27 protein-coding genes are annotated in these 21,690 nt (G+C 30.4%); 26 read left to right on the top strand and 1 reads right to left on the bottom strand.

What is annotated here, in order from left to right:
* The first annotated feature begins 66 nt into the window (after positions 1 to 66).
* From KA856_RS13545 to KA856_RS13520, 6 genes are all read left to right on the top strand, one after another.
* Entirely contained in the window at positions 67 to 399 is a 333-nt protein-coding gene (locus tag KA856_RS13545) for a hypothetical protein (RefSeq protein ID WP_210138767.1), read from the top strand.
* A 124-nt stretch (positions 400 to 523) separates the two neighbouring features.
* On the top strand, positions 524 to 784 hold the full coding sequence (locus tag KA856_RS13540) for a helix-turn-helix domain-containing protein (protein ID WP_210138766.1): 261 nt from the start codon (positions 524 to 526) through the stop codon (positions 782 to 784).
* Positions 781 to 3,015, top strand: a complete 2,235-nt coding sequence (locus KA856_RS13535; RefSeq protein WP_210138765.1) for a hypothetical protein — start codon at positions 781 to 783, stop codon at positions 3,013 to 3,015. Before KA856_RS13540 ends, KA856_RS13535 begins: the two co-directional genes overlap by 4 nt.
* 24 nt (positions 3,016 to 3,039) lie before the next feature.
* Positions 3,040 to 3,927 (top strand): hypothetical protein, encoded by an 888-nt coding sequence (locus KA856_RS13530; protein WP_145461758.1) that lies wholly within the window; start codon positions 3,040 to 3,042, stop codon positions 3,925 to 3,927.
* Between the two features lie 51 nt (positions 3,928 to 3,978).
* A complete protein-coding gene (locus tag KA856_RS13525) occupies positions 3,979 to 5,928 on the top strand; it encodes a hypothetical protein (protein ID WP_204172467.1) in 1,950 nt (649 codons plus the stop codon).
* A gap of 122 nt (positions 5,929 to 6,050) precedes the next feature.
* Positions 6,051 to 7,124 (top strand): hypothetical protein, encoded by a 1,074-nt coding sequence (locus KA856_RS13520; RefSeq protein WP_145461756.1) that lies wholly within the window; start codon positions 6,051 to 6,053, stop codon positions 7,122 to 7,124.
* A gap of 17 nt (positions 7,125 to 7,141) precedes the next feature.
* Here the strand turns inward: KA856_RS13520 and KA856_RS13515 are convergent, their stop codons facing one another.
* Entirely contained in the window at positions 7,142 to 7,558 is a 417-nt protein-coding gene (locus KA856_RS13515; protein WP_204195258.1) for a hypothetical protein, read from the bottom strand.
* Positions 7,559 to 7,640: 82 nt separating this feature from the next.
* On the opposite strand from KA856_RS13515, the gene KA856_RS13510 reads away from it, so the two are divergent.
* The 20 genes from KA856_RS13510 to KA856_RS13420 all read left to right on the top strand — a co-directional run bounded on the left by KA856_RS13510 (position 7,641) and on the right by KA856_RS13420 (position 21,480).
* Positions 7,641 to 9,080, top strand: coding sequence for a phage tail tip lysozyme (locus KA856_RS13510; protein WP_204195257.1), 1,440 nt, complete (start codon positions 7,641 to 7,643; stop codon positions 9,078 to 9,080).
* 17 nt (positions 9,081 to 9,097) lie between these two features.
* Complete coding sequence (locus KA856_RS13505) at positions 9,098 to 9,640, top strand: hypothetical protein (RefSeq protein WP_204195256.1); 543 nt, start codon at positions 9,098 to 9,100, stop codon at positions 9,638 to 9,640.
* Positions 9,630 to 10,199 carry a hypothetical protein gene (locus KA856_RS13500; protein ID WP_204195254.1) on the top strand — a complete coding sequence of 190 codons (570 nt, stop codon included), beginning with the start codon at positions 9,630 to 9,632 and terminating at the stop codon, positions 10,197 to 10,199. The genes KA856_RS13505 and KA856_RS13500 overlap by 11 nt, the downstream gene beginning before the upstream one ends.
* 149 nt (positions 10,200 to 10,348) lie before the next feature.
* Positions 10,349 to 10,825 (top strand): MerR family DNA-binding transcriptional regulator, encoded by a 477-nt coding sequence (locus tag KA856_RS13495; RefSeq protein ID WP_052335521.1) that lies wholly within the window; start codon positions 10,349 to 10,351, stop codon positions 10,823 to 10,825.
* A gap of 135 nt (positions 10,826 to 10,960) precedes the next feature.
* Positions 10,961 to 11,200 carry a hypothetical protein gene (locus KA856_RS13490; RefSeq protein WP_044120195.1) on the top strand — a complete coding sequence of 80 codons (240 nt, stop codon included), beginning with the start codon at positions 10,961 to 10,963 and terminating at the stop codon, positions 11,198 to 11,200.
* 20 nt (positions 11,201 to 11,220) lie between these two features.
* Complete coding sequence (locus KA856_RS13485) at positions 11,221 to 11,955, top strand: hypothetical protein (protein ID WP_204195253.1); 735 nt, start codon at positions 11,221 to 11,223, stop codon at positions 11,953 to 11,955.
* An 8-nt stretch (positions 11,956 to 11,963) separates the two neighbouring features.
* The gene (locus KA856_RS13480; protein WP_044120197.1) at positions 11,964 to 12,317 is read left to right on the top strand and encodes a hypothetical protein; all 354 of its coding nucleotides are present in this window, start codon (positions 11,964 to 11,966) and stop codon (positions 12,315 to 12,317) included.
* Between the two features lie 110 nt (positions 12,318 to 12,427).
* Positions 12,428 to 14,845: an FtsK/SpoIIIE domain-containing protein gene (locus KA856_RS13475; RefSeq protein WP_210138764.1), complete on the top strand. Its 2,418-nt coding sequence runs from the start codon at positions 12,428 to 12,430 to the stop codon at positions 14,843 to 14,845.
* Between the two features lie 2 nt (positions 14,846 to 14,847).
* A complete protein-coding gene (locus KA856_RS13470; protein WP_210138763.1) occupies positions 14,848 to 15,528 on the top strand; it encodes a hypothetical protein in 681 nt (226 codons plus the stop codon).
* A gap of 26 nt (positions 15,529 to 15,554) precedes the next feature.
* Complete coding sequence (locus KA856_RS13465) at positions 15,555 to 16,553, top strand: DUF1002 domain-containing protein (RefSeq protein WP_210133902.1); 999 nt, start codon at positions 15,555 to 15,557, stop codon at positions 16,551 to 16,553.
* Positions 16,554 to 16,661: 108 nt separating this feature from the next.
* On the top strand, positions 16,662 to 17,390 hold the full coding sequence (locus KA856_RS13460) for a hypothetical protein (RefSeq protein ID WP_204195247.1): 729 nt from the start codon (positions 16,662 to 16,664) through the stop codon (positions 17,388 to 17,390).
* A 10-nt stretch (positions 17,391 to 17,400) separates the two neighbouring features.
* On the top strand, positions 17,401 to 18,036 hold the full coding sequence (locus KA856_RS13455; protein WP_210138762.1) for a rhomboid family intramembrane serine protease: 636 nt from the start codon (positions 17,401 to 17,403) through the stop codon (positions 18,034 to 18,036).
* 114 nt (positions 18,037 to 18,150) lie between these two features.
* Positions 18,151 to 18,513: a transcriptional regulator, SarA/Rot family gene (locus KA856_RS13450; RefSeq protein ID WP_145461856.1), complete on the top strand. Its 363-nt coding sequence runs from the start codon at positions 18,151 to 18,153 to the stop codon at positions 18,511 to 18,513.
* A 5-nt stretch (positions 18,514 to 18,518) separates the two neighbouring features.
* Positions 18,519 to 18,923 carry a hypothetical protein gene (locus KA856_RS13445; protein ID WP_145461857.1) on the top strand — a complete coding sequence of 135 codons (405 nt, stop codon included), beginning with the start codon at positions 18,519 to 18,521 and terminating at the stop codon, positions 18,921 to 18,923.
* Complete coding sequence (locus KA856_RS14155) at positions 18,920 to 19,096, top strand: thioredoxin domain-containing protein (protein ID WP_210138778.1); 177 nt, start codon at positions 18,920 to 18,922, stop codon at positions 19,094 to 19,096. The genes KA856_RS13445 and KA856_RS14155 overlap by 4 nt, the downstream gene beginning before the upstream one ends.
* 10 nt (positions 19,097 to 19,106) lie before the next feature.
* Positions 19,107 to 19,499, top strand: coding sequence for a hypothetical protein (locus tag KA856_RS13435; protein ID WP_204195241.1), 393 nt, complete (start codon positions 19,107 to 19,109; stop codon positions 19,497 to 19,499).
* Positions 19,500 to 19,751: 252 nt separating this feature from the next.
* Positions 19,752 to 19,886, top strand: a complete 135-nt coding sequence (locus KA856_RS14020) for a hypothetical protein (protein ID WP_275427767.1) — start codon at positions 19,752 to 19,754, stop codon at positions 19,884 to 19,886.
* A 363-nt stretch (positions 19,887 to 20,249) separates the two neighbouring features.
* On the top strand, positions 20,250 to 20,894 hold the full coding sequence (locus tag KA856_RS13430; protein ID WP_210138761.1) for a hypothetical protein: 645 nt from the start codon (positions 20,250 to 20,252) through the stop codon (positions 20,892 to 20,894).
* Positions 20,895 to 20,913: 19 nt separating this feature from the next.
* Positions 20,914 to 21,135, top strand: coding sequence for a hypothetical protein (locus tag KA856_RS13425; protein WP_210138760.1), 222 nt, complete (start codon positions 20,914 to 20,916; stop codon positions 21,133 to 21,135).
* Positions 21,136 to 21,165: 30 nt separating this feature from the next.
* Positions 21,166 to 21,480: a hypothetical protein gene (locus KA856_RS13420; protein ID WP_210138759.1), complete on the top strand. Its 315-nt coding sequence runs from the start codon at positions 21,166 to 21,168 to the stop codon at positions 21,478 to 21,480.
* The last annotated feature ends 210 nt before the right edge of the window (positions 21,481 to 21,690 follow it).

Raw genomic sequence — 21,690 nt, 5'->3', positions numbered from 1 at the left:
TTATAATATGATTAGTTTATGTTAATATTAAGGTATCACAGATAAAGTGAGAAAGGGTTGAATTGTATGGATCAAATTAATTCGTTTATAGAGTGGTTGACAGATGCAGGTAATGACACAGGATTAAAAGTAGTTACATTTATAGGACTTATTGGATTATTCGTTACATTAGTTATGGCAATCGTTAAAGGATTTACTGGTAAATTTAAGCAAGCAACTGTTTGGATGGCTAGTTTCTTATTCATTGCTATTCTAATGGGTTCTGGTTACGCAATTTTAAAAGCTATAGGTTCTGGTACAGGTGAAGATATTGAAAACAGTGTAAATATGATTGGTATATTTACAACAGTAGCCGCCTATGGTGCGTATAAAAGTTACAATAAATTTAAACAGAAATAGTGAAATAGAAACACAATGTATAACAGCATAGAAGTGATTTAAGGGCGTCACATCGCCCTTTTTATTTAATTGAAATATGAAACTTCAAGTTTTATTGTAGGCTATTTTATGGTATAATTTAAGTATGAATAATAACGAAAATAACGGGTGCATTATCAACAGAAACAAACTCATTAAACATTCAAAAATTGTGCTGAAAAGTAAAAAATTTACTGGTGTTGAACTATCGAAAGAGGTGGGTATTCATGTTCAGCAAATTTATGGTTACAAAAGTGGTAAGCGAAGCTTAAAAGATGCGCAATTAGAGACCTTGTTGAAATTTGAAAAATTGTACCAAGAACATGAAGCATTTAAAAAAGTGAGAAAAGGGGAGCAAGATAAATGAGTAATTTTGAAGATTTGAATTTAGATAAAATAGAACTTCCAGATAAAACGTTTATCTCACTACCAATTTTAATAACCTTAAATGATGAATATTTAGAAGGTAAATCCGAGCGTAAGACCAAGCGATTGTGGGACGTGTTTTATAAAAGTTTTGGTGGAACAAAAGAGAAAAAAACAGATGAATATCAAGCAGTAGGAGATTTAGAACTTCCAGATGATGACCCTTTCAAAAATAAAGAACATGTTTTTGCAATTGATGTAGCATCATTTGGGAAAATTGAACCAAAGCAAGAAAAAAATTTAGATTTTGGGATTCGCATATTACAAAACAATAATAGACTTCTTCCAGTTGATTCTACAATGCAAGAGAAGGGCAAAGAGAAAAATATTAGTAATGGATTAGAGTTTTCAGAGGTTGAAGAAAATGTAGAAGAAACTTTCAAGTATATATCTAGCTTAGCAGAAACTAAACGTTTTGAGTCAATCAGTGACGAGAAGCGAGAAGATTACGAGAGTAAAAAGGAAGAAGAAGAAATAAAGGAAAATCAAAGTAAAGAGAATAACTTCGTGTCAGCTACAGAAAATATTGGTGTAGAAGATGAAGAAAATAGCGAAGTAGAAAATACAAACGTAAATGAAGATAACACAGAATCTGTTACTGATGACGATTCGGCAGAATCTACACCAATTGAGGTAGATGGTGAATCTGAAACAGGACAGAAAAATGAATCAGAAGGTGAAGAAAGCGAAGTTTATGATTTGCCAGATGATGATTTGGAAGAGATTGAAAGTGGTGAAAGTGAATATACGTTAAATTCGCTTAAACAAAATTTATATTCAAATTTACAAAGCTATTTCCCACATTACAATTTAAAAGATTTAGATTTTGATGGAGAAGTCCCAGAATTAGAGGACAAAGAATATCAGAAGCTCTATGCAATGACAGCCAAAGGTATAAACGACCAAGTAGATAGAGCTAATAAAAAAATTGCTTTAGAAAGGGAAAAGTCTATTAATAATTTATATAGACCCTTAATCAGCGAAGTAGTGAAAAGATATTTTGATATTGAAGCTTTATATAAATACACAGATAGTGGAAGTGAATTTAACACTATTTATGAAACATTGGAAAATAATCTAAATGAAGCTTTAAAAAATGTGGAAGTACAAGCTGATGAACAAGAGCAAATTAAAAAGCAAAAACATGAAAAAAATAAAGAGTCATATTTGAATAATTTACTAAAAAAAGAGTCTATTAAATATGACGAGGAAAATTTACCAAAAATAACCGAAGAAGTTGAATCGTATAAAGAAGAATCTAAGAGTGATATTTACAATAAGTATAATTCACAAATAGATCAACTTGAAGATGACGTTGAAAGTACAGTTACAGAACGTATTGAGAGATTAGTTGATAATGTCATTAACGAGTATAAACCACAACTTGATTCGGCAATAGAAACATTAAATAGTGATTTGAATAATCAACTAGAAAAAATAGCAGAGCAAAACCAAAGAGATTGGCAAAAATACAAAGAACAATTAAAAGAAATTGAAGAAGTTAGAACTAAAGCCGCAAATAGTCAAAGAAGCACAATTGACGCCGAAGTTTCAAAACGCACACAAGCCTATGAGGGTATGCAACAAAAATTAGAAGAAAAAGATAACCAAATTCATATGCTTCAAGCAAATTTGAGAAATGCTAAAGAGAGCAGTACTCAAAAAGATTATACACTTGATAGTGCCGCTACTGAAAGACAAGAGTTATTAAAACGAATGGATAAAAAGGAAGCGTATATAGCAGAACTTGAGCAAGAAAGGGAAGAGAAGAACGCCAAAATTAGACAGTTAAGTTCTTCTAACAGTTATATAGGCTATCCATTTAACCATACGCCTACCACAAAAGTAGGAAAGACAAAAGAAGTAGCAAAAAGTTGGTATGATAAATTTGAAAAATTAATTATAGCTACAGTAGCAAGTATTATAATAGCAATTGGTGTGTTAATAGCAGCTACTATTGTTTCAAGTAATGATGCAGATTCAAGCAGTCAACAAAATCAAATACAAAAACAACAAGAAGAAGTTAAGAGTCAGCAAGAAGAACAAGATAAAAAAGCGTCGGAATTAGAAGAAAAAGAGAAGCAGCAACAAGAACAGCAGAAAAAACTAGATCAACAGAAGAAAGATAATGAAAGCAAAAAAGATTCAAAAGACAAGGATAAAGACAAATGATAGATAATAGGTGGAGGTGGTAAAGTGGAAAATCAAGAATTTGAAGATAAAACCAAAATAGGTGAATACTATGGTTATAAAGCAAATCCTAGACAAAACGTAAGAGACTTGCCATGGTATTTCCAATTCTTAGAAAAATTGAATTTACCCACTGTTACTACAAAAAGAGTAATTATATTTGTAACTATGGTAGTTTTGATACCCTTAGCAGTTATATTTTATTTGCAAGGTGATATGTTAAAACTCAAATATTTATTACCACCATTGCTATTAATTAGTTTATCAATTGTAGGTTATTTGATTCTATATTCTCTTGTTAATTCTTATAATGGATCGTTACTAAAATCGACTCATATTGTATTAACGCAGACTTTTAAAAGGATATTAGTACTACTTGGAAATGCAGAAAGAGATATAGAAAATGGTGTTCACACAGTGCATAATGATGGAACTATTATTTTCTCTAACGGTCAAATTGGAAGAGCATTTGCAATTGATGGTTCTACTAGTGCGACAGCCTTTCCATCAGAGATAGCTATACAAGAACAAAAAGCGAAAAGATTCCATCATTCGAGATTGAGAACAACAACAATAATTCAAATTACATCATCACAAAAGCAAAATGCAGAGAATCAGATATTAACAGCAGTCAACTTACAAAGGTCAAATACAAATAAGGCTATAATAGCTATGATGCGACAAGAAGAAGCGCATTTAAGAGATAATATAGATAATAAAATGCCAACAGCAGTACAGCATCAAATTTATATGGATAAACGACAGTCTGATTTAAAAGATTCTATTCAAAAACTATATAGATTTGAAGCACAAGGTTACTACAATAGTGTAATACCACTAGATAATAAAGAAGATGTTCATAGACTTCTAGGTAACATGCTCAAATTTAAATAATCCAATGGCGGCATCTATATGGTGTCGCTTCTTTATAAGAGGTGACTCAATGTGAAGCTTTTGAAAATTTTCGATAAAAACAAAGGTAAGGAAACTAAAACAATATTAAAAGACCATAAAGACCCCAAATTGTACCCATCAACAGGATATAGTTACACCCCATCATTTGCACGAGCAAATAATCAATTTGCAACTATTACTAAACTAACAAATCACTTTGGACAAAATAGAAATCAAACTTATGGTTGGTTTGTTAATATACTTCCAGAAATTAACGTAGATGATGTTAAGGGTTATTTTATTGAAGTGAGCAAACCAATGACTGATGCAGACCAAAAAAAGATTATGAGTAAATCAGATTCTACCTTAGAAGCCTTAGATGAAGATAATCAACCTACAAAAGGTAATGCGGGGCAAAGAGAAATCAATGATTTACACAAGCATGATATACATCAAGCAAACAAATTTCATCGTAGACAAGATAAAGCTATAGATAGCAAAAAACATTTATTACTTGTGTCTAAAAATCCCGATAATATTTCGGAGCAATTAAAAGCTTTAAATGACTACTATCAAGAAGACCACGCAGGACTTAAGCTTGAGTCAGATGCAGGAGACCAAGAAAATTTATTCAAAGAATTATTAACACCTCCATCGGGGAATATCTATGAAGAAACAATGATGAGTGCAGAATATGCTGGTTTCGACCATGCAGTACGAAGAGGGTTGAACGATGATAGAGGCGTTGCAATAGGAGAACTAACCGCTTCATTAACAAATGGTTCAGCTATGATGGATTTAAATGGTTCATTCAAAAGTAAAATATTAGTTGGAGCGACAAAAACATCACACATATATAAATTTGATGAAAAGCTATCGGCTTCATCAATGTGGGGGCAAAAAGTAGCAAATCATGCTATGGCATACGGTCATAAAACTTTTCATATAGTGTTAAATGATTTTGATTATTTTGGTGAAGCTAATATTCCGGGTAAAAAGAAGACATTTTCAGCAGAACCAATTATGAATAATGTACTTAAAAAAATAAACTTAGCTAATGGAGGACTCAATCCATTACAATTATTCGGTGATCCAAAAGACCAAATACAAATTTATCATAGCCATTTAGATAAACTCGTTTATCAATTTTATTTATACACGAATAGAACAATGAATAATAAAATGATACCTAACTTACGAAAAGAACTGAATAACTTCTATGAAACCAAAGGTATTTGGAATAATAATGCTTATAAATATCCGGGTAGAATAAGAATATTAGGTAAAAGAGCAGACTCATACCCAACGTTCGACCAATTCTTATTTTCACTTTCAAATTACGCTGATGAAACAGCAGATATGGGCAGCCATAAGGTACAAGATGCTGAGGACATGGTAACATCATTAGAAACAATATTAGATACACATTACAATACAGTTAGCACATATACCACATTACCAGACCCAGATGACCCAGATATATATCAATATTATTACCAACTAAATGAATTGGAAGGCGATATAAAAGAAGCACAATTTTTAAATGCTTTCGACTATATAGCTTATGCAGCTCAAGAGAATGATATTATAATGATTCATGGTGTAGACCAACTATCAACTGAGACAGCACGATATATTAAACGGACTTTAGAAAAGATGGAGAAAAAAGGTGTTAGAACAGCATTTTTATTTGATTTAATTGGTAGAAAGCAACGAGATAAAGAAGCAGAGAAGAAACATGAAGGTATTAATAATATAGAATACTGTGATATTTTTAACACAAACGGTATTTTTTACGAAGATATAGAAAACGAATTTGATTATACAATTTTGGGAACAATGTCAAAAAATGATTTATATAAATATGAGCATTTAATCAAACAGACGCTCCCGTCAGAATTAAGAAATATTATGACAGCAACTAAAGAAAGAGATCAATTCCAAGTAAGAAGACCAGAAGATTTCACATCAAACTTTGTTTGGGGGAACTTTGTATTATAGACAATAACCCCTAGTATTAAAACTAGGGGTTTTATATTATATTAATATGTTAATTTGTAATACGCTCATTTATAATGAACCTATTACAAATTAACATAAAAGAATTTAAGTGAGGCGTTATTATGAGTACGGGTAACGGCAATATAAAAAATTTTAGAAAAGATGTACCCTTTGAACAGATTCCTCGTGAATTGTTACAAGCTTGTGATACTAACAGTAAGCACAATAAAGGGCTATCTTTACAAGCCATTGGGCTATTATGTAATTTAAGAAGTTATGCTGAATCATGGGATTTGCATAAAACTGAGTTATATAAAAGATACGCTAAAAATAAAGAAGCTTCTGTAAAAAGAGCTTGGGATGAATTAGTAGAAAATGAGTATATCGTACAATTGAAAATAAGAGAAGGTAATAAAAATAAATACATTTATTACGTTACAGTTTATCCATTCACCAAAGAAGATATAAAAGAGATTGAAAAAAATGAAGGTGCAAAAGCAGTTAAAACCTTCACTAATCCTAGAAAATCGTTGTCAGAACAAGAAGATTTGAGCTTGAGGTTTTCCAGACCTCAAAACCAAGACCTCAAATCCCAGACCTCAAAACCCAGAACTAATATAAAACAAATGAAAGATATAACAAATGAAGATATAACAAATATAAGAGAAGATAATAATGAAATGCATGAAGTGAATGGGGATAATGCAGCAAACCATTCAAACAATGCAAACCATAGTGATACAAATATGGTTTCAATAGATTTTAAAGAATATATGAGACTTAGAGAAGCTGAACGAATGAATAATAACAGCGATGATATAAAACTAGTGATATTAGAGCAATTCCCAGAAGACCTAAGGAATTATATGAGTAACTTTGATTTAGAAGAAATCAAGTTGCTAAAAGAATATATACTTATAGGCAAATCAAGTTACAATAAAAGTGTTGATGTTAATAAAAGGCTTCTTTTGGAAGATGTAGAACTTGAGTTAATACTTATGTTAAAACGTATTAAGCGCAAAATATATGAAAAGCAAGAAACTATAAAAGAACTAAATAGATACATTACTAGATCAACAGTAAATGTATTCAGCAGATATGCATCTGATTACTTTGAAGATGATATAGATATGAGTCATATAGACATTGATAGTTTACCTCTAAAGCAATTATGGGACGAACAAAAAGGCGAGTGATAATTCACCCGCCTTTTTTATTTGTGCATTTTATAAAACATTTGTGATGTATTCATTGTTTCTTCGTCATTATTTGTTTCTAAATAATCTTTAAATATATCTGTATTAACATTACTATTAATTCTCAATTTATCTAGTTTACGAATATCTTTCTCTAATGAATCTGAAAAGCCATTGTATAGATTATCAAGCAAGTCTTTTTCAGATGAAAGTTGATTTAATAATTCATCTCGTCGGGATGCAGTCAACTTATTACTTAATTTTCCTTCTTTAAGTTCATAGAAAGTGTTGTTTAGAATTTCCAGTTTATCTGAAAAAGCATCAATAAGTTGGGCTAATTCATTAACGGAATCATAATGTTTATTTATGTCAAAAACATTTTCGTGTGCTGTTTTAACTTCATTATTTCTATCTAGTAATATGTTATTTTCCATACTTTTCGTCCTTTCTAATTTACAACTATTTATGGTATAATTATACCATAAAACATAATATTTTATAAGGTTGTGCATATAAATGAATAAAAAAACGTGGAGGTCTTTATTTCGCTTCACAATATTAAAAATACTATTTGTTTTTTTGTTTAGTACTTTAATTTTACAAGATTATTCACCAAATGACACTGCCAAAGCAGAATCTAATGTTATTTATGATGCTCAAAGAGGGTGTTCAACATCTTCTGATGGCGGTGATAATGATGAAAACAGTGATTCTGGTGAATCCGATAGCAAGGATAGTGAAGATAAAGGCTCAGATAAATATGATGAAATTCCTAATAAGGAGAACATAAAGAAGATATATGATGTTCTACATGGAAAACATGGTTTTTCAGCAGAATTTATAGCAGGGATTTTGTCGAATTGGTGGACAGAAGCACAACTAGACCCAACAGCTAATGAACCGGGGCAATTTGGTAAAGACACAGCTAAAAAAGCCACAGATGGTGAATTAGGTATTGGGTTCGGACAGTGGAGTTTTGAACGACATAAAGCGCTAGTAGATTGGGCTAAAAAGAAAGATGGAAATTGGTGGGAAATAGAGCATCAAATGGATTATATGGTAAATGGTGACGATATGTTTGTAGACATATTAAAAGATCTTGCCTTAGATGCTAAAGATGACCCCGTCCAAGAAGCTGTCAATTTCCATAATGATTGGGAAAGATCAGCAGATTCAGAGTCCAAAATTAGAGATGAACGTGGAGGAAATGCCAAAAAAATCTTAAGCTATATGAAAGATAATGGCATGGACGGAAAAAAAGACGAATCAAAAATTAAAAAAATTGGTAAAGATTCTAAAGGTTCTAGTGGCGCATCAGCATCAGATACAGACAAAGAAAAAGAGACAAAAACTGATCCATGTGCTGATGGAGATAAAGGTGAAGGAAGTTCAGGTAGCGGAGACGGAAGTAAGATAGGCGACAGCACAAAAGTAAATGGCAAAAAAGCAAAAATAATTGGTAAAAACTATGAATGGGACGACTTGCCAAGCAAATATAAAAAGCATGTTAAGTTACCAAAATTTGATAAAAGTTATTTAGATAAACCCGGAAATCTATTTCCGAGTACTGGTAATAAGGGTCAGTGTACTGAATTAACATGGGCTTATATGAATCAATTATGGAAGGGAAAACAACCTACAAATGACGATAATTTAAAAAATGGTGATGGAAAAGATATATATAAAGCATATAAAGATAAAAAAGCAAAAATGACCGAAAAACCAACGGTTGGTTATGGTTTTTCATCTGACCCACCATATGCACAGGCTGCTGATCCATCAGTTGGACATACAGGTGTAGTCGTAGGTGTAATGGATGACGGTAAATGGATTATGGCAAATTACAATGTACCACCAAAACCAGCGCCATCAAGAACGCTATATTATTCAGTCGTTGATGGTACAGATGGTAATGTACACTTCTTTAGCGGCATTGGAAACAAACCTAAAAAATAATATGTAGGAGGGTTATTATGGACAAAGGGAAAAAAGTTGTTCAACTTACTATTATCGGGTTTTTGGTAATAGCTATTGTTGTAATAAGCGTATTAGTAGCAAAGCAAAATAAGGTTATAGATGACTTGAAGTCAGAGAAGTCTAATATAGAACAGGTAAAAGAAAAATCCTTCACAAAAAATATCACACAAGACGAGGTTAGCGATTATAAGGATAAAACGGAGAAAAAATTAGATTTATTCTTGAAGCATAAATATGGAGACGATAGCCCAGACGATGAAGGGTCTGCATATAACGCAATCAGAGCATTATTTACTGTTCCAAGTCATAAAATCGTATTAACGAACAAATCACCAGAAAAAGATTTCATAAAATATTATAAGCCTTTTGAATATAAAATAAGCAATTTCTCAGCCGAGAGACAAGACGATGATGTAAAAGTAATGTTCAATATAGAGACCCAATATGATGGTAAAACCATCAACGAAAATAATGATTTAATGTCACTAACTTTTGATGAAGAAGATAACCTCAAAGGAGGTAGTTTATATGCAAAATAATAATGTGAAGATGACAACGGTATTAGGAGTAATCATAAGTTTATTAGCAATAGTCGTTATTATAATGGGGATAAATTTATTCAATAAATACAAGGAAGACGACAAAATCAAAAAAGATATTCAAACATTGCAAAGCAAAAATGAGGATGTCAAAAAGCATAACAAAGATGTTGATAATAAAGAAAAGGAACAAGAGAAAGTTCTTCAAATTGATACCGCTATGAACAATACAACGGAATTTAATGATAAATTTTTTGTTTGGGATTCATGGAAAACATATTCAGACAACATGAAATATTTAAGAAATACATTTCCTAATTTAGAAGATAATAAAAATGTTGTAATTGATGGAAAAGATGTAGGAACAGGGACAGCGCCAGAGAGTACTTATGAAAGTGATGCATTTGTAACTGAAAATAAAAATGAAGTAAGTGAACTAATCAAACAATCTAAAAGTTATGATAGTAAAGCTACAGAAAAATTATGGTTCAAAGTATCAAATAATAAAGATGGTAAGTATGACATCACTCAATTTGAATCTTACGAAAAAATAATCTAAGTAATTTATTAGCTAATGGGTGTGAAGTGCCGGTTAGCTAATAAATATTTTACATATAAAAACAAAACAATGTATAGTTGACAATGGTAAATAATTAACAAATGAATTATAGTTATACAACAATAGTAATTTTGAGCGAGGTGAAGAGCGTGAATAAACTATCAACTGGAGAAATAGCTGAACGCTTAGGTGTGACGCCGCATACCATAAGAAATTGGCATAAATCTGGTAAATTAGTTCCGGAATATGTTGATCCAGAGACAAACCATAGATATTATACTGAAGAACAAGTTTATGAGTATAATAAACGCTTGAGAAAAAAAGCGTATAAATACGATATGTTAAACTTAGTAGCCTATGTTAGGGATATTCCAAATAATTCAGCGAAAGAACAAAAGGAAGTTATAACTAAATATTTGCATAATAGGGGCATGAAAACAGAATGTATACAAGAAATGCATAAAAGTTATACAAACAGTGAGATTAAAGGAATAATGGAACAAGTCTTAGACGATGAAGTTGAAAATATAGTAGTTACAACAGAGCAGGTGTTTTTTGAAGGTGCTAAAGAAGTGATTAAGCATATATTGGAATATAAAGAAGCTAAAATAATAATAGCAGAATAATAATATATAAAAGATTTACAAGACATATGGAAAAAACCGTATGTCTTTTATTATATAAAGCAAAATACCTTTACAAAAATATTTGAGGATAATATAATAAATATATATTAATTAGTCTGGAGAGGTTGGTGGATAATGTCTAATTCATCAGAACTATATGAAAAAGTTGAGAAGTTACTAAGACTTATTAAAGATGAAAATTACAAAGAAGTCACAGGTTATAAAATAAGTAAAGCAACGGGTGTACATGCAGTTACTATATCCAAATTGAAAAATAACCAATCTAAATTAGAAAATTTATCGGTATCTACATTTTTCGCTTTATACGATTATGCGGTAGAATTAGAGAATAAAGATAGTGACAGCAAACAATAAACGAAAGGTTTTTGATAGAAATGAAACTCACTAAAATACAAAGAGAAGTCCTTAACCAAAAATTTCAAGAAAGTTTTAACTCACCGGAATTAGAAGATAAATTTAAAACAGAATATAATGAAGCATATAAAAAAATGGCAGAAGAAATTTTGCAAGAACAGGGATTTCCCAAATATGTAGATGTCAATAAGGGGAACTTTGGCGTTAAAATAACACCTAAAAATGGCACTGATGTATTTGTAGATTACGTTGAAGAAACTGATGAAATTGAAAGTGACGAAGAGTTTGAAGCAGTTAGAAATGACGCTGAATTTTTTAGTGAAATTATTTTGAAAAACCTAAACGAAACAAATATGGCTTTTGAAATTAGAGAAGATCCAAGTGAATATTTAGAGCGAAATCCAACTGAAAGCTATTTATCTAAAGAAATGGAAAAATACTTTAATCCAATAGAATTTGAAGTAGTTTTGAAAGAAACTGATGAATTTAAAGAAGATTTGGCAGAAGCAGCAGAAGAAGAAGGGTTCGATGCTGATGTTGATTTAGATAAACTAGATTATAAAGTGGAAGGATTGAAAGTAGCTGATTCATTTGATTACTATGCAGAATTGTATTTAGATGAAGGTCATTTTGATGATGGAAATACTGTTCAATCATTTCTCAGAAGAGACTTTTATAGACTGTTGGCAGATGGAAGGAATTATGAATGTACAATTAGAATTACAACTGATCCAGAAGAATATGGAGAAGAGTAGGTGTTAAAATGAACCTAAAACAATTAGCGTCAGATATGGCGTCTTATTATGTTGAAGAGAAGTTAGCACAACGCTTGATTGAAGCAGACCATGAGATATTGAATGATATTGGTGATGAAGTATTAAACGAAGAAGGCTATCCAGAATGGGTCAAACTTGCAGATGTTAAATATACGATTCACATAGTCACAAATTATACGTTTGAAGATTGGGCTGAGCTTGGTAAAGCGATGTTTGATATAGAGAATGTGAAGCAATTTGTGAAAGAGGATATGTATGATATGTTCATGGATTTCATAGATTTATTTGATATAAAAATGTATATAAAAACAGATAAAGAAGAATTAGAAACAGCACAGTAAAAAACGGGCAAAAGCTCGTTTTTTACTAAAATAAGTTTACAAAAAGTTTTAAGATATATATAATTAATGTAAGTTAATATATGCCCTAAAGGGTTGAAAGGATGGCAAAAATGAGCAACTCAAATAAAAATTCTTATCCTTTTGCACTTATCTCAAAAATAATTTATAAAGCATTATGGATATTTTCGATTTTAACAATTGCAGCATTTTTAATATTTATAGTTTTGAAAAAGCTTGTATTAAAAATAATAGAAATATTATTTGATGGAGATTACTTATATAGAAGCATCAATTGGATTGCAGATGCATTAGGCGGTATTTTTGCTACAGTATTTAGTTCTACATGGACACCAGATGCTTCATGGGTTCCTCATACGGATAAACTAAGTAGCTCATTTGCAGAAGCAACACAAAATAGTGGGATAGGAATTTTAAAGTTTCTAATTATATGTGTTGTATTACTTGCTATAGCCTATTTGTTTACTATTATTATGAGACATCATAAAGGTGAAATGGCGCCTATGGTGAATGATATTGAAAGTAGTAAATTAAGACGTAAAATAATTCGTAAAGTTGATGCGGGTTATATAAATAGAAGTGGTGAGCAGAAGAAAAAGTACAACAAAATTGATAAAAAAACTAAAAGGCATATTAGAAGAAGACTAAAAGTCAGTATCCATACTTCCATTCCGAATGGCTATCCAATGCCAGTTAAAAAATATCATATAAGAATTAGAAGAGGTAGAACTACAGCGATTAACAACAAACTATTGAGTAAAATTAAAGATTTACACACTGAACTAACAGATATGACTAATGGTATTAGTTTCGACCAAATGAAAACAGAGACAAATAGAAGGTACTTTATATACGAAGGTAGTCAAGAAAAACAATTAAAAGAGGCTCGAAGTGTTATTAAAAAACGTGAGAAACTTGTTGAAGAAAAAGGTAAAGATAATGTAGTTAATAATGGAACAGGTGACATTTATACGTTCCCATTAGATATATTAGCGGCAGATCAAAATAAAATTGAAAAGCAAACTAAAAAAGCTGAAAAATTCGCAGAAGATAATCAAGGTATTATTGATACTCAACTGGCTTCTATGGATATGCAGGTAGAAGCAAAAAACCCTAAAGTAGGAAATGGAGCTATAGAATATGTGTATGGCACACGCTTTAGTACAGCTACTAAATCTTTAGATACAATTAAAGAAGCATTAGAAAAAGCTTTAAAAATTGATGGTGTAACTGTCTATTCAAGAGCTAATAATATGATTATTAACGTTCCACTACCAGAGAAAAAACGTATACCAGTAGATGGAGAAAATCTAATCAGAAAAGTATTTGATGAAGAAATAGAAGACCCTACTCATGCGATTTTAGGTCAAGGAGTAGATAATGACCCGCTTCATTTCGCTTTCAGTGAAGCACCACATACTTTAATAGGTGGTACAACTGGTTCTGGTAAATCTGTATTAAGTAAATTTATGTTAATTTCAATGATGGCTAAAGCAACACCAAAAGAATTAAGAATACAAATTGTAGACCCGAAATATGTTGATTTTGTACCTTTTGAAAAGTCACCATATAACTTAAATGATGTTATTACAGATATTAAAAATGATGCAGTGCCATTTCTAAAATATTTGGTAATACAAATGGAAGAGAGATTTAAAAAGTTTAAAAATGAAGCTGGCGGAACTGAGAACATCAAAGAATATAATGAATGGGCGGAAAAAAATGGAAATGAGAAAATGCCTTATATCGTTGTATTTATTGATGAAGTAGCAGATTTAATGAACCAAGTGCAAAAAGAAATAGAAGAACCTATTCAGAGATTAGGACAAAAAGGACGTGCGTCTGGCATACACTTGATATTATCAACGCAAAGACCTTCAAGAGAAGTAGTTACTGGTTTAATTAAATCTAACTTACCAACAAGATTAGCACTTAGTGTAGGCTCAGAAGTAGATAGCCGAATTATTTTAGACGAGACAGGTGCAGAAACATTAAAAGGGAAAGGTGATATGTTATTTGCACCTCAAGGGTCGAAACCAACAAGAGCGCAAGGGGCTAATATTACAAGAGATCAATTGAATCAAATATTTGATATTTTAAATGATAAATTTGAAAAACCTATATATCCAAACTATCACGCAATAGTGGAAAGAGCAGAAGCTGAAGAAAAGGGTGAAACTTACGATGAAGGTGATAATCCACAATTTGCAGCAATGAGTTCGTTACAAAGCAGTAGAGACGGTTTTAATGAAGAACCAACTCAAAGTGAGAATAAGCGTAAATCAAAAGATAGTATGACGAAAGATGAACAAGATATTGTAGCAATTGCTATGAAGAGGAATGAAGAACGCAAACAGAAGCGAAAAGCGAAAAATAAAACTAAATCAATATCAATTGATCCTATGCAATTTGTGAAAGATAGTGATAAAGATGATAAAAAAGCCGATGAAGAACCTAGTAAACCTAATAAAGATTCGGGCAAAAGTACATCGGACTTATTGGGGTTATAACAATGAGTATTTTTGAAAAAATTGAAAGATGGTTACATCCTTATCGCTATGCATTTGAAGAAGAAGAAGTGAAAGAATTTACGACCAAGAAAAAACGTGAAAAACAAAATTTTAAAGGCAAGATAAAACCAAAAATGAGTGAGCAAGACGAAAAAGCTAAAAAAGAATTTTTGAGTCGTGGTGAAATAGGTATAGAAATTGTTACTGTTAGTAAACAGTTAAATAAAACAGATGCTTTAAAGACTTTAGATAGAAGTGACTATAGTATTGGCTATTTCCATCATGATAGTGATAGTCACCAATTAGCAGTTAAATTCAATACTAATTCTGGGTGGCTATATCACGAAAGAAACGAAGGAAAAAGGAAAAAATTAAAACCATTAGTCTATTTGAAAAATAAAAAGGTAGAAGACAAAACTCACATGATACCTATTGGATTTCATGGCTCAGAAAATGATGAACGACTGTTAGTTGGATTTCATGGCAAGATAAATAAAGGCAGTTTAAAAACGTTAGAGGAATATGTGACTAATGTAAACAGCAAGGAACCTATTTTATGGTTTGTAGATATTCGTAGACAAGCAGATCAAACAGCTATATGGAACGCTACTATTTGGGATGAAAAACATAACTTAATAGCCGATGAATCGTTTCATGATAAGTCACAATTTGTATGGTTATAGTCAAAAACAGTAAGGGGAGAAATGATATGAGAAAGTTTGTGACAGGTCTAATTGTTAGTACTATGTTGGTTGGTGGTGTCGCTCATGCAGAAAGTAATACCGAAAGTAGTAACCAAGATTGGGATAAACCTATTTTTATACAAGGCGAAGACTTAGAAGGCGAAAGCTTAGACGAAACTGAGAAAAAGTTGAACGTTAAAGATGACTATGAAACATTTAAAGTTGGTGTAGACGATGTTAGTAACTATTTGCCATCTAGTAGTAATCTTAGTTATATCTATTCAAGTGCTACTATAGAGAAAAAAAGCTTTAGAAATGGGGTAGATGTAACAATAGACACACCCGAAAATATTACTAAAGTGACTACAGAACAATATCGTAATGCAGCATTAACCGCTGGTATACAGAAAGCTGATATTCACATAGCATCTGTAGAAAAAGTAACAGGTGAAGGTGCTTTAGCTGGTATATATAAAGCATATGAGGAAAAAGGTAATAGTTTAGATAATAAAGACATTCAAAGTGCAAATGAAGAACTAGAAGACATTTCTAATATATCAGAAGAAAATAAAGGCAAAGATGGATATTCAGATGAAGCTTTAAATGCGAGTATTGCTGATATTAAAAAAGAACTCGCTGATATACGAAAAAAACAAGATGAACAACTGTCACAAGATCAAGTGGAAGATGCAGTTAATAAAGTGTTAGATGAAAGAGGACTAAATAAGACGTTAAGTGACAACCAAAAGCAAGTAATAATTAAAAACATGGTGAATGTAGCAAATTCAAAAGCGCTTAATGATAATCCTAAAGACTATTATAAAAATGCTAAAAGTGTAACTAAAGATATACAAGGTTATGCTGGTGAAAAACTAGATCAAGCAAAAGAAAAAGCTGGAGAATTAAATAATGATAATGACAAAAACTTAGTAGAGAGCGCTTTGGACTTTATCAAAGGAATTTTTGATGCATTAAGTAATCTCATTCAAAACATACTAGATTTCTTTTCAAATATATTCAAATAATCTGTAATAAAGCCCCTTTTTAGGGGTTTTATTATCTGTTATGTTTACAAAGAATATTAAACGAAATATAATGAATCTATATATGAATGTAAAAAGCGAGGGAAATCTATGGCTAAAGACTATAAACAACAAATGATTATGTATTTAACAAAGGATAATAGAGCGAAAATTAATGAATATATATTAGGATATTTAAATGTAAAAGATATTACTAAAGAAACAGGTTTAGATAGATATGTATTTTATACAGCTATTGAAGATATTAATCCAGATATTCCGAAAATTAGAAAAGAGAATAGAAATAAAGTAATGCAAGATATTGAAAGGCAAATCAAAAGATGTATTCCTTTTGAAAACTTAGAATTTGATGTAGGGCAAATTTTTGGAAAAAATAATAAATATGAAGCAGTACCACAATATAAGCAAAAAATACGATTAAGTAATAGATTAAGAATTAATGGTTTTGAATTAACAGACTATCAATTTGTTTCAAAAAATGTTTTGTTAAGTTGGTATAAACGATATAAAACGAGAGAGCAATTAAAATTAGGTGAAATAACAGGGTATCAAATTGCCAAAAAATATAAGCTGAATACAGCTACTGTTTATGGAATTAAAAGAGAAATGGAAGAAAATAAACCTTTATTACATGCAACATCAGAATCACAAGAAGCTATGTTTTTAGAAAACATTGATATGTTTGGGGAATATCAAAATAAAAAAGACATAAAAGAGATTGCAAACAAACATAATGAAGAAGAATGGATAGTTAAAGTTGTTATTGAAACTATGCAGGAATTAGAAGATGTTATAGAAAATTACGCTAAAGATAAATGAGTTGATAAAAATGAAAAGTAGAGTACAAAATCAAAATACCAAGTATTTAACTTATGGATTTGTAGCAGTTATTTTATTTTTCTATTTATATAATTTACTGATTAATGGATTAGACGCAATAACGGGAGCAACACCACATCAAATGTTAGAAGTTGGGGCGTTGACTGAATCATCAAACAAATGGAAGCTACTTAGTTCGCTATTTGTACATGGATCAATAGGTCATTTGCTTATGAACATTGTATTACTAATCATACTTGGAAACATAGTGAGTAATGAGTACGGGAAAATATTATTTGTAATTATATTTATATTCAGTGGATTGTTAGGTAATGTATTTACAATATTAATAAACCATAGTGTTGTAGTATTTGGTGCTTCTGGTTCTATATATGGCTTTTTAGGGGCGTTTTCAGCGCTTTTAATAACAAATAGGAATATTACTATAGAGCAAGACATTAAGCTTGTATTTGGGGTGTTAATGACCGTCTGTATAAGTGTTATTTACACACTAATTGCTGATAATGTTAATGTAATTTCACATATAGCAGGTTTATTTGCTGGTTTTGTAATTCCACTTATTAGTACAAGTGCAATATATGTATATAGATTATCCGCTTCAAACAAAAATTATAAAAAAGGCTAAAATAAATGAAAAATAGCCTTTTTTATTTTAATTAATATTTACAAAAGTAATTGAAAATAATATAATTAATTAAGGTTCACTAACAGATGAAGTAACTTAAGAGGTGGCACGTAAATGGAAATTAAAGAATATGTAGAAATAAATGTACAATTTAAGAACATAAATAAAGAAATATACGAAATGTTAGAATTAACACATTCGCATATCACTATATTGTACTATGTATATGTGTCAGCAGAAAAAAAGATTGATTTAAGTGAAATCGAAGAAAAAATGAGAACGAATACTAGTATATTAAATAGACAAATTAAAGAGTTACAAAAAAGAGATTATATTACTAAAAACAGATATGAAAGCAATTTGAGAAAAGTATATTTAACAATGACTGATGAACAATATATGAATGTAAAAGCTTTGATAGACCTCGTAGAAGAATACTTACAAACGTACAATAATAATTTGTTTAAAAGGGGTTAAGGTTAATGACAAATAAATTAATAGAATGTGGGGACATACAAGTATCTAAAGCAAAAAAAGATAATTTGTTAATAGTAAGTTGCAATGGAGCATTAGCTGGTACAGGAAGAACAGAAAGTAATTTATATGTTGATGAAGAGCGAGCGATTATACACTTATTTGATGATTTAAGACATACCTCTACCTCAATTATGAGTGTGGTGAACACTCAATTTGTCATTGAATTAACATCATTATTAGGAATTGAATATAATAAGTATAGAGTTATTGTTTATTATGCTCCTATTAAGCACAATCCTTTTATTGTCGAGTTTTTAAAAGATGAAAATGAATTTATCGAAGTTAGAGAAAGTGATATATTTGATAAATTCTATCAAATGGCAATGAATAATGAAAAAATTATAAAATAGAAAAAGACTATAAAACAAGTCGTAATGAGTCTTGGAAATCCGCTTCAAAAGATAGAGTGTTAAAGGATAAATATCATATTAAGCAAGTACCTACACTTTATATAAATGGAAAAAAAGTAAAAGATGTATATGATTATAAAAATGTAAAACAAATGATAGACAAAGAACGGTAGGTGTGAGTGCATGGCAAAGGGTACTTTAGAAGATGTAACAGAAAATCCTAATTTGTATAAGATTAGGTTAGTATATAAGCAAAGAAGAAAATATTTTAAGCTACCGACACTAAACCTTATTTTAGGACTATTATTATATGGATTAACGACTTATATAGCCCAAAGCGTTATTTTAAGTGCGAGTATTTGGTTTTTGACTATCATAATAGGGATTTACGTTTTAATGAAATTTAAACAATGTAGAGAGCTAATCGGTAAATTAATGACAGAGGAAATTAACAAGCAAAATACTAATACGAAAAAGAAAGTCATTGTTTTATCGAAATGGGGAGATTGGAAACTATACACATTAATTATTATTAATATAATAATTGCCAGTCATTGCTTAACATTAACCTTATAACATTAAAAATTGATCTATTTGGCGATATGCTAATAGGTCATTTTTTTTGAAATGTAAGACTGTAATAATATATAAGGGTTATAACAAACATGTAGGCAATAAAAACCTACATTTAAGCATAATATTAAGAAATATTATTGTAATTATATTTCAAAACAATTTACAAAAAATATCAAAAATAATATAAAAAGTGTTGACGCGTACATAAATGTACGATATACTAGGTTTATCAACAAAAGGGAGGTGAACTTTTTGAAACGAAGTGATAAGCACCAAAAAAAGCCAGACAGAGAAGAAGAAATGAAACTACTAACTTCCATTTTCCAACTACTCACAGCAGTACTTACTTTCATTAACATTCTTCTCACAATCATCGCAAGATTATAAAAAAAGGGGGGCTACCCCCCTTACTATTTAAAAATGAATAGGGGCGTTGATATAAATGAATAACACTAAAATAGATTTTTTATTAAGTGCTATAGGTCTATTGGTAAGTATCGTATGCTTTGCTATATTGTTAATATATTGTTTTAAGTAAAATCACTTCGTAAATTAAAAGGTTCACTTTCAAATTGAAATATAAGGGGATATAGCGATGAATGTAATTGACTGGTTTCAAAATATAATACAAGCAATCATAAATTATGTGTTTCTAGCTATACAAACACCAGCAGTACTTGGGGCAATCATAATATTTTTAATTATTATGGTTATAACGGGTAATATAAAAAAATGAAAGGGTGTTAAACGATGAAAAGAACTGAAAAAAACAAACAGTATTACGAACAAGATAGACGTGAAGAGCGTAACCACCGTTCACAATATGAGCAAGAACAAAATTACAATGCACAAAATGATGATAAGAATAAAAGGCTTGAAGAGTTCTACAACCATAAAAAGTTAGAAGAAGAAAACAAAAAGAATAAAAAGCGAAATAAATGGTTAGGGTTTGGATTAATTATCCTACTTATCATTATAGCTATATTCGTATTCAAATCTTGTACTAATAGCAATGAAGATGTGAATCAAGAAGCAACAGATAATCAAACACAGGAGCAACAGCAACAGCCAAATAACAACGATCAATATGTACAACAAAAAGATGAAGAAATTCAAAGTCAAATCAAAGATACAAAAGATAGTATTGAAAATTCAAACGAGAATACAGATTCAAAACTTCAACAGTTGAAAGATGAAATCAGTAACTTGAAAGATAATTCAAACGACCAAAAAACAGATAAAGTAGCAAATGAGTATGAAGACACTGTAAACAATCTTGATGAAGCCAAACAAGCCAAAGATAATGGTGATGATAGTAAAGTTAAAGAAGAATTAGGTAAAGTGAACGATAAACTAGATGAAATAAAAGACAAAATAGCTTCATATTTTGAATAATATAACTAGGAGCATGAATATGGATAAAGTATTGACGATAGGCGTAGAAAAGAGAGATACAGCATTTTTAATTAAAGAATCAATAGCTGGCAAGAAATATTTTGATGATATGTATAAGCAATTGAATGGAATTGTAAATGGTGGAGATTATATATACCTAACAAACGAAACAGGGGAAATATACTTCTATGTAAAGACTGATGCTATTACATTCTTTGAATATGAAGTAATAGAAGACTAGTAAGTGGTATTTACTTAAAGGAGAGTTAAAATGAGTATAATGAATATAGTGATGATAACCATAGGAACAATAATAATCGTAAGTGCATTTGTAATTATTTTAACGTCTATCATTTTAGAAATCATATTAAATGTAAAAAAACGAAAAAGCAAAACACTAATCCCAACAGAAATAGAGGGTCAGTATGAAGTTAAATATAATGTTTCAGAAAAACTATTAAGTATAAGTGAGTTGTTTTCAAACTATAAATCGTTTGCTAAAATAGGATTCTTATTCGGTGTGGGTTGTATAAGTGTACCATTATTACAAATGCTACTAATACACTACCATATACCTCCTAAGTAATTAAAAGCTAGAGAAATCGCAGCACTCAAGCAGAGTTAAGCCCCACCTTATTAAAACGACAGGAAGATTTAATTTTTAAAGCCATTATGTTAATATAAATGTACAAATGAGTTACAACTAGTATATACACCCCCTCACACGCCACCGAGCTAATGTGAGGGGTTTTTCATATGGTATTATTTAACAAAAAGTATTAAAAATAACACATTT

The sequence above is a fragment of the Staphylococcus sp. GDB9P120P genome, assembly GCF_017893435.1.
Taxonomy (GTDB): Bacteria; Bacillota; Bacilli; order Staphylococcales; family Staphylococcaceae; genus Staphylococcus; species Staphylococcus cohnii.
Note: the sequence above shows the minus strand (reverse complement) of the source record. Positions and strands in the feature narration are given on the sequence as shown.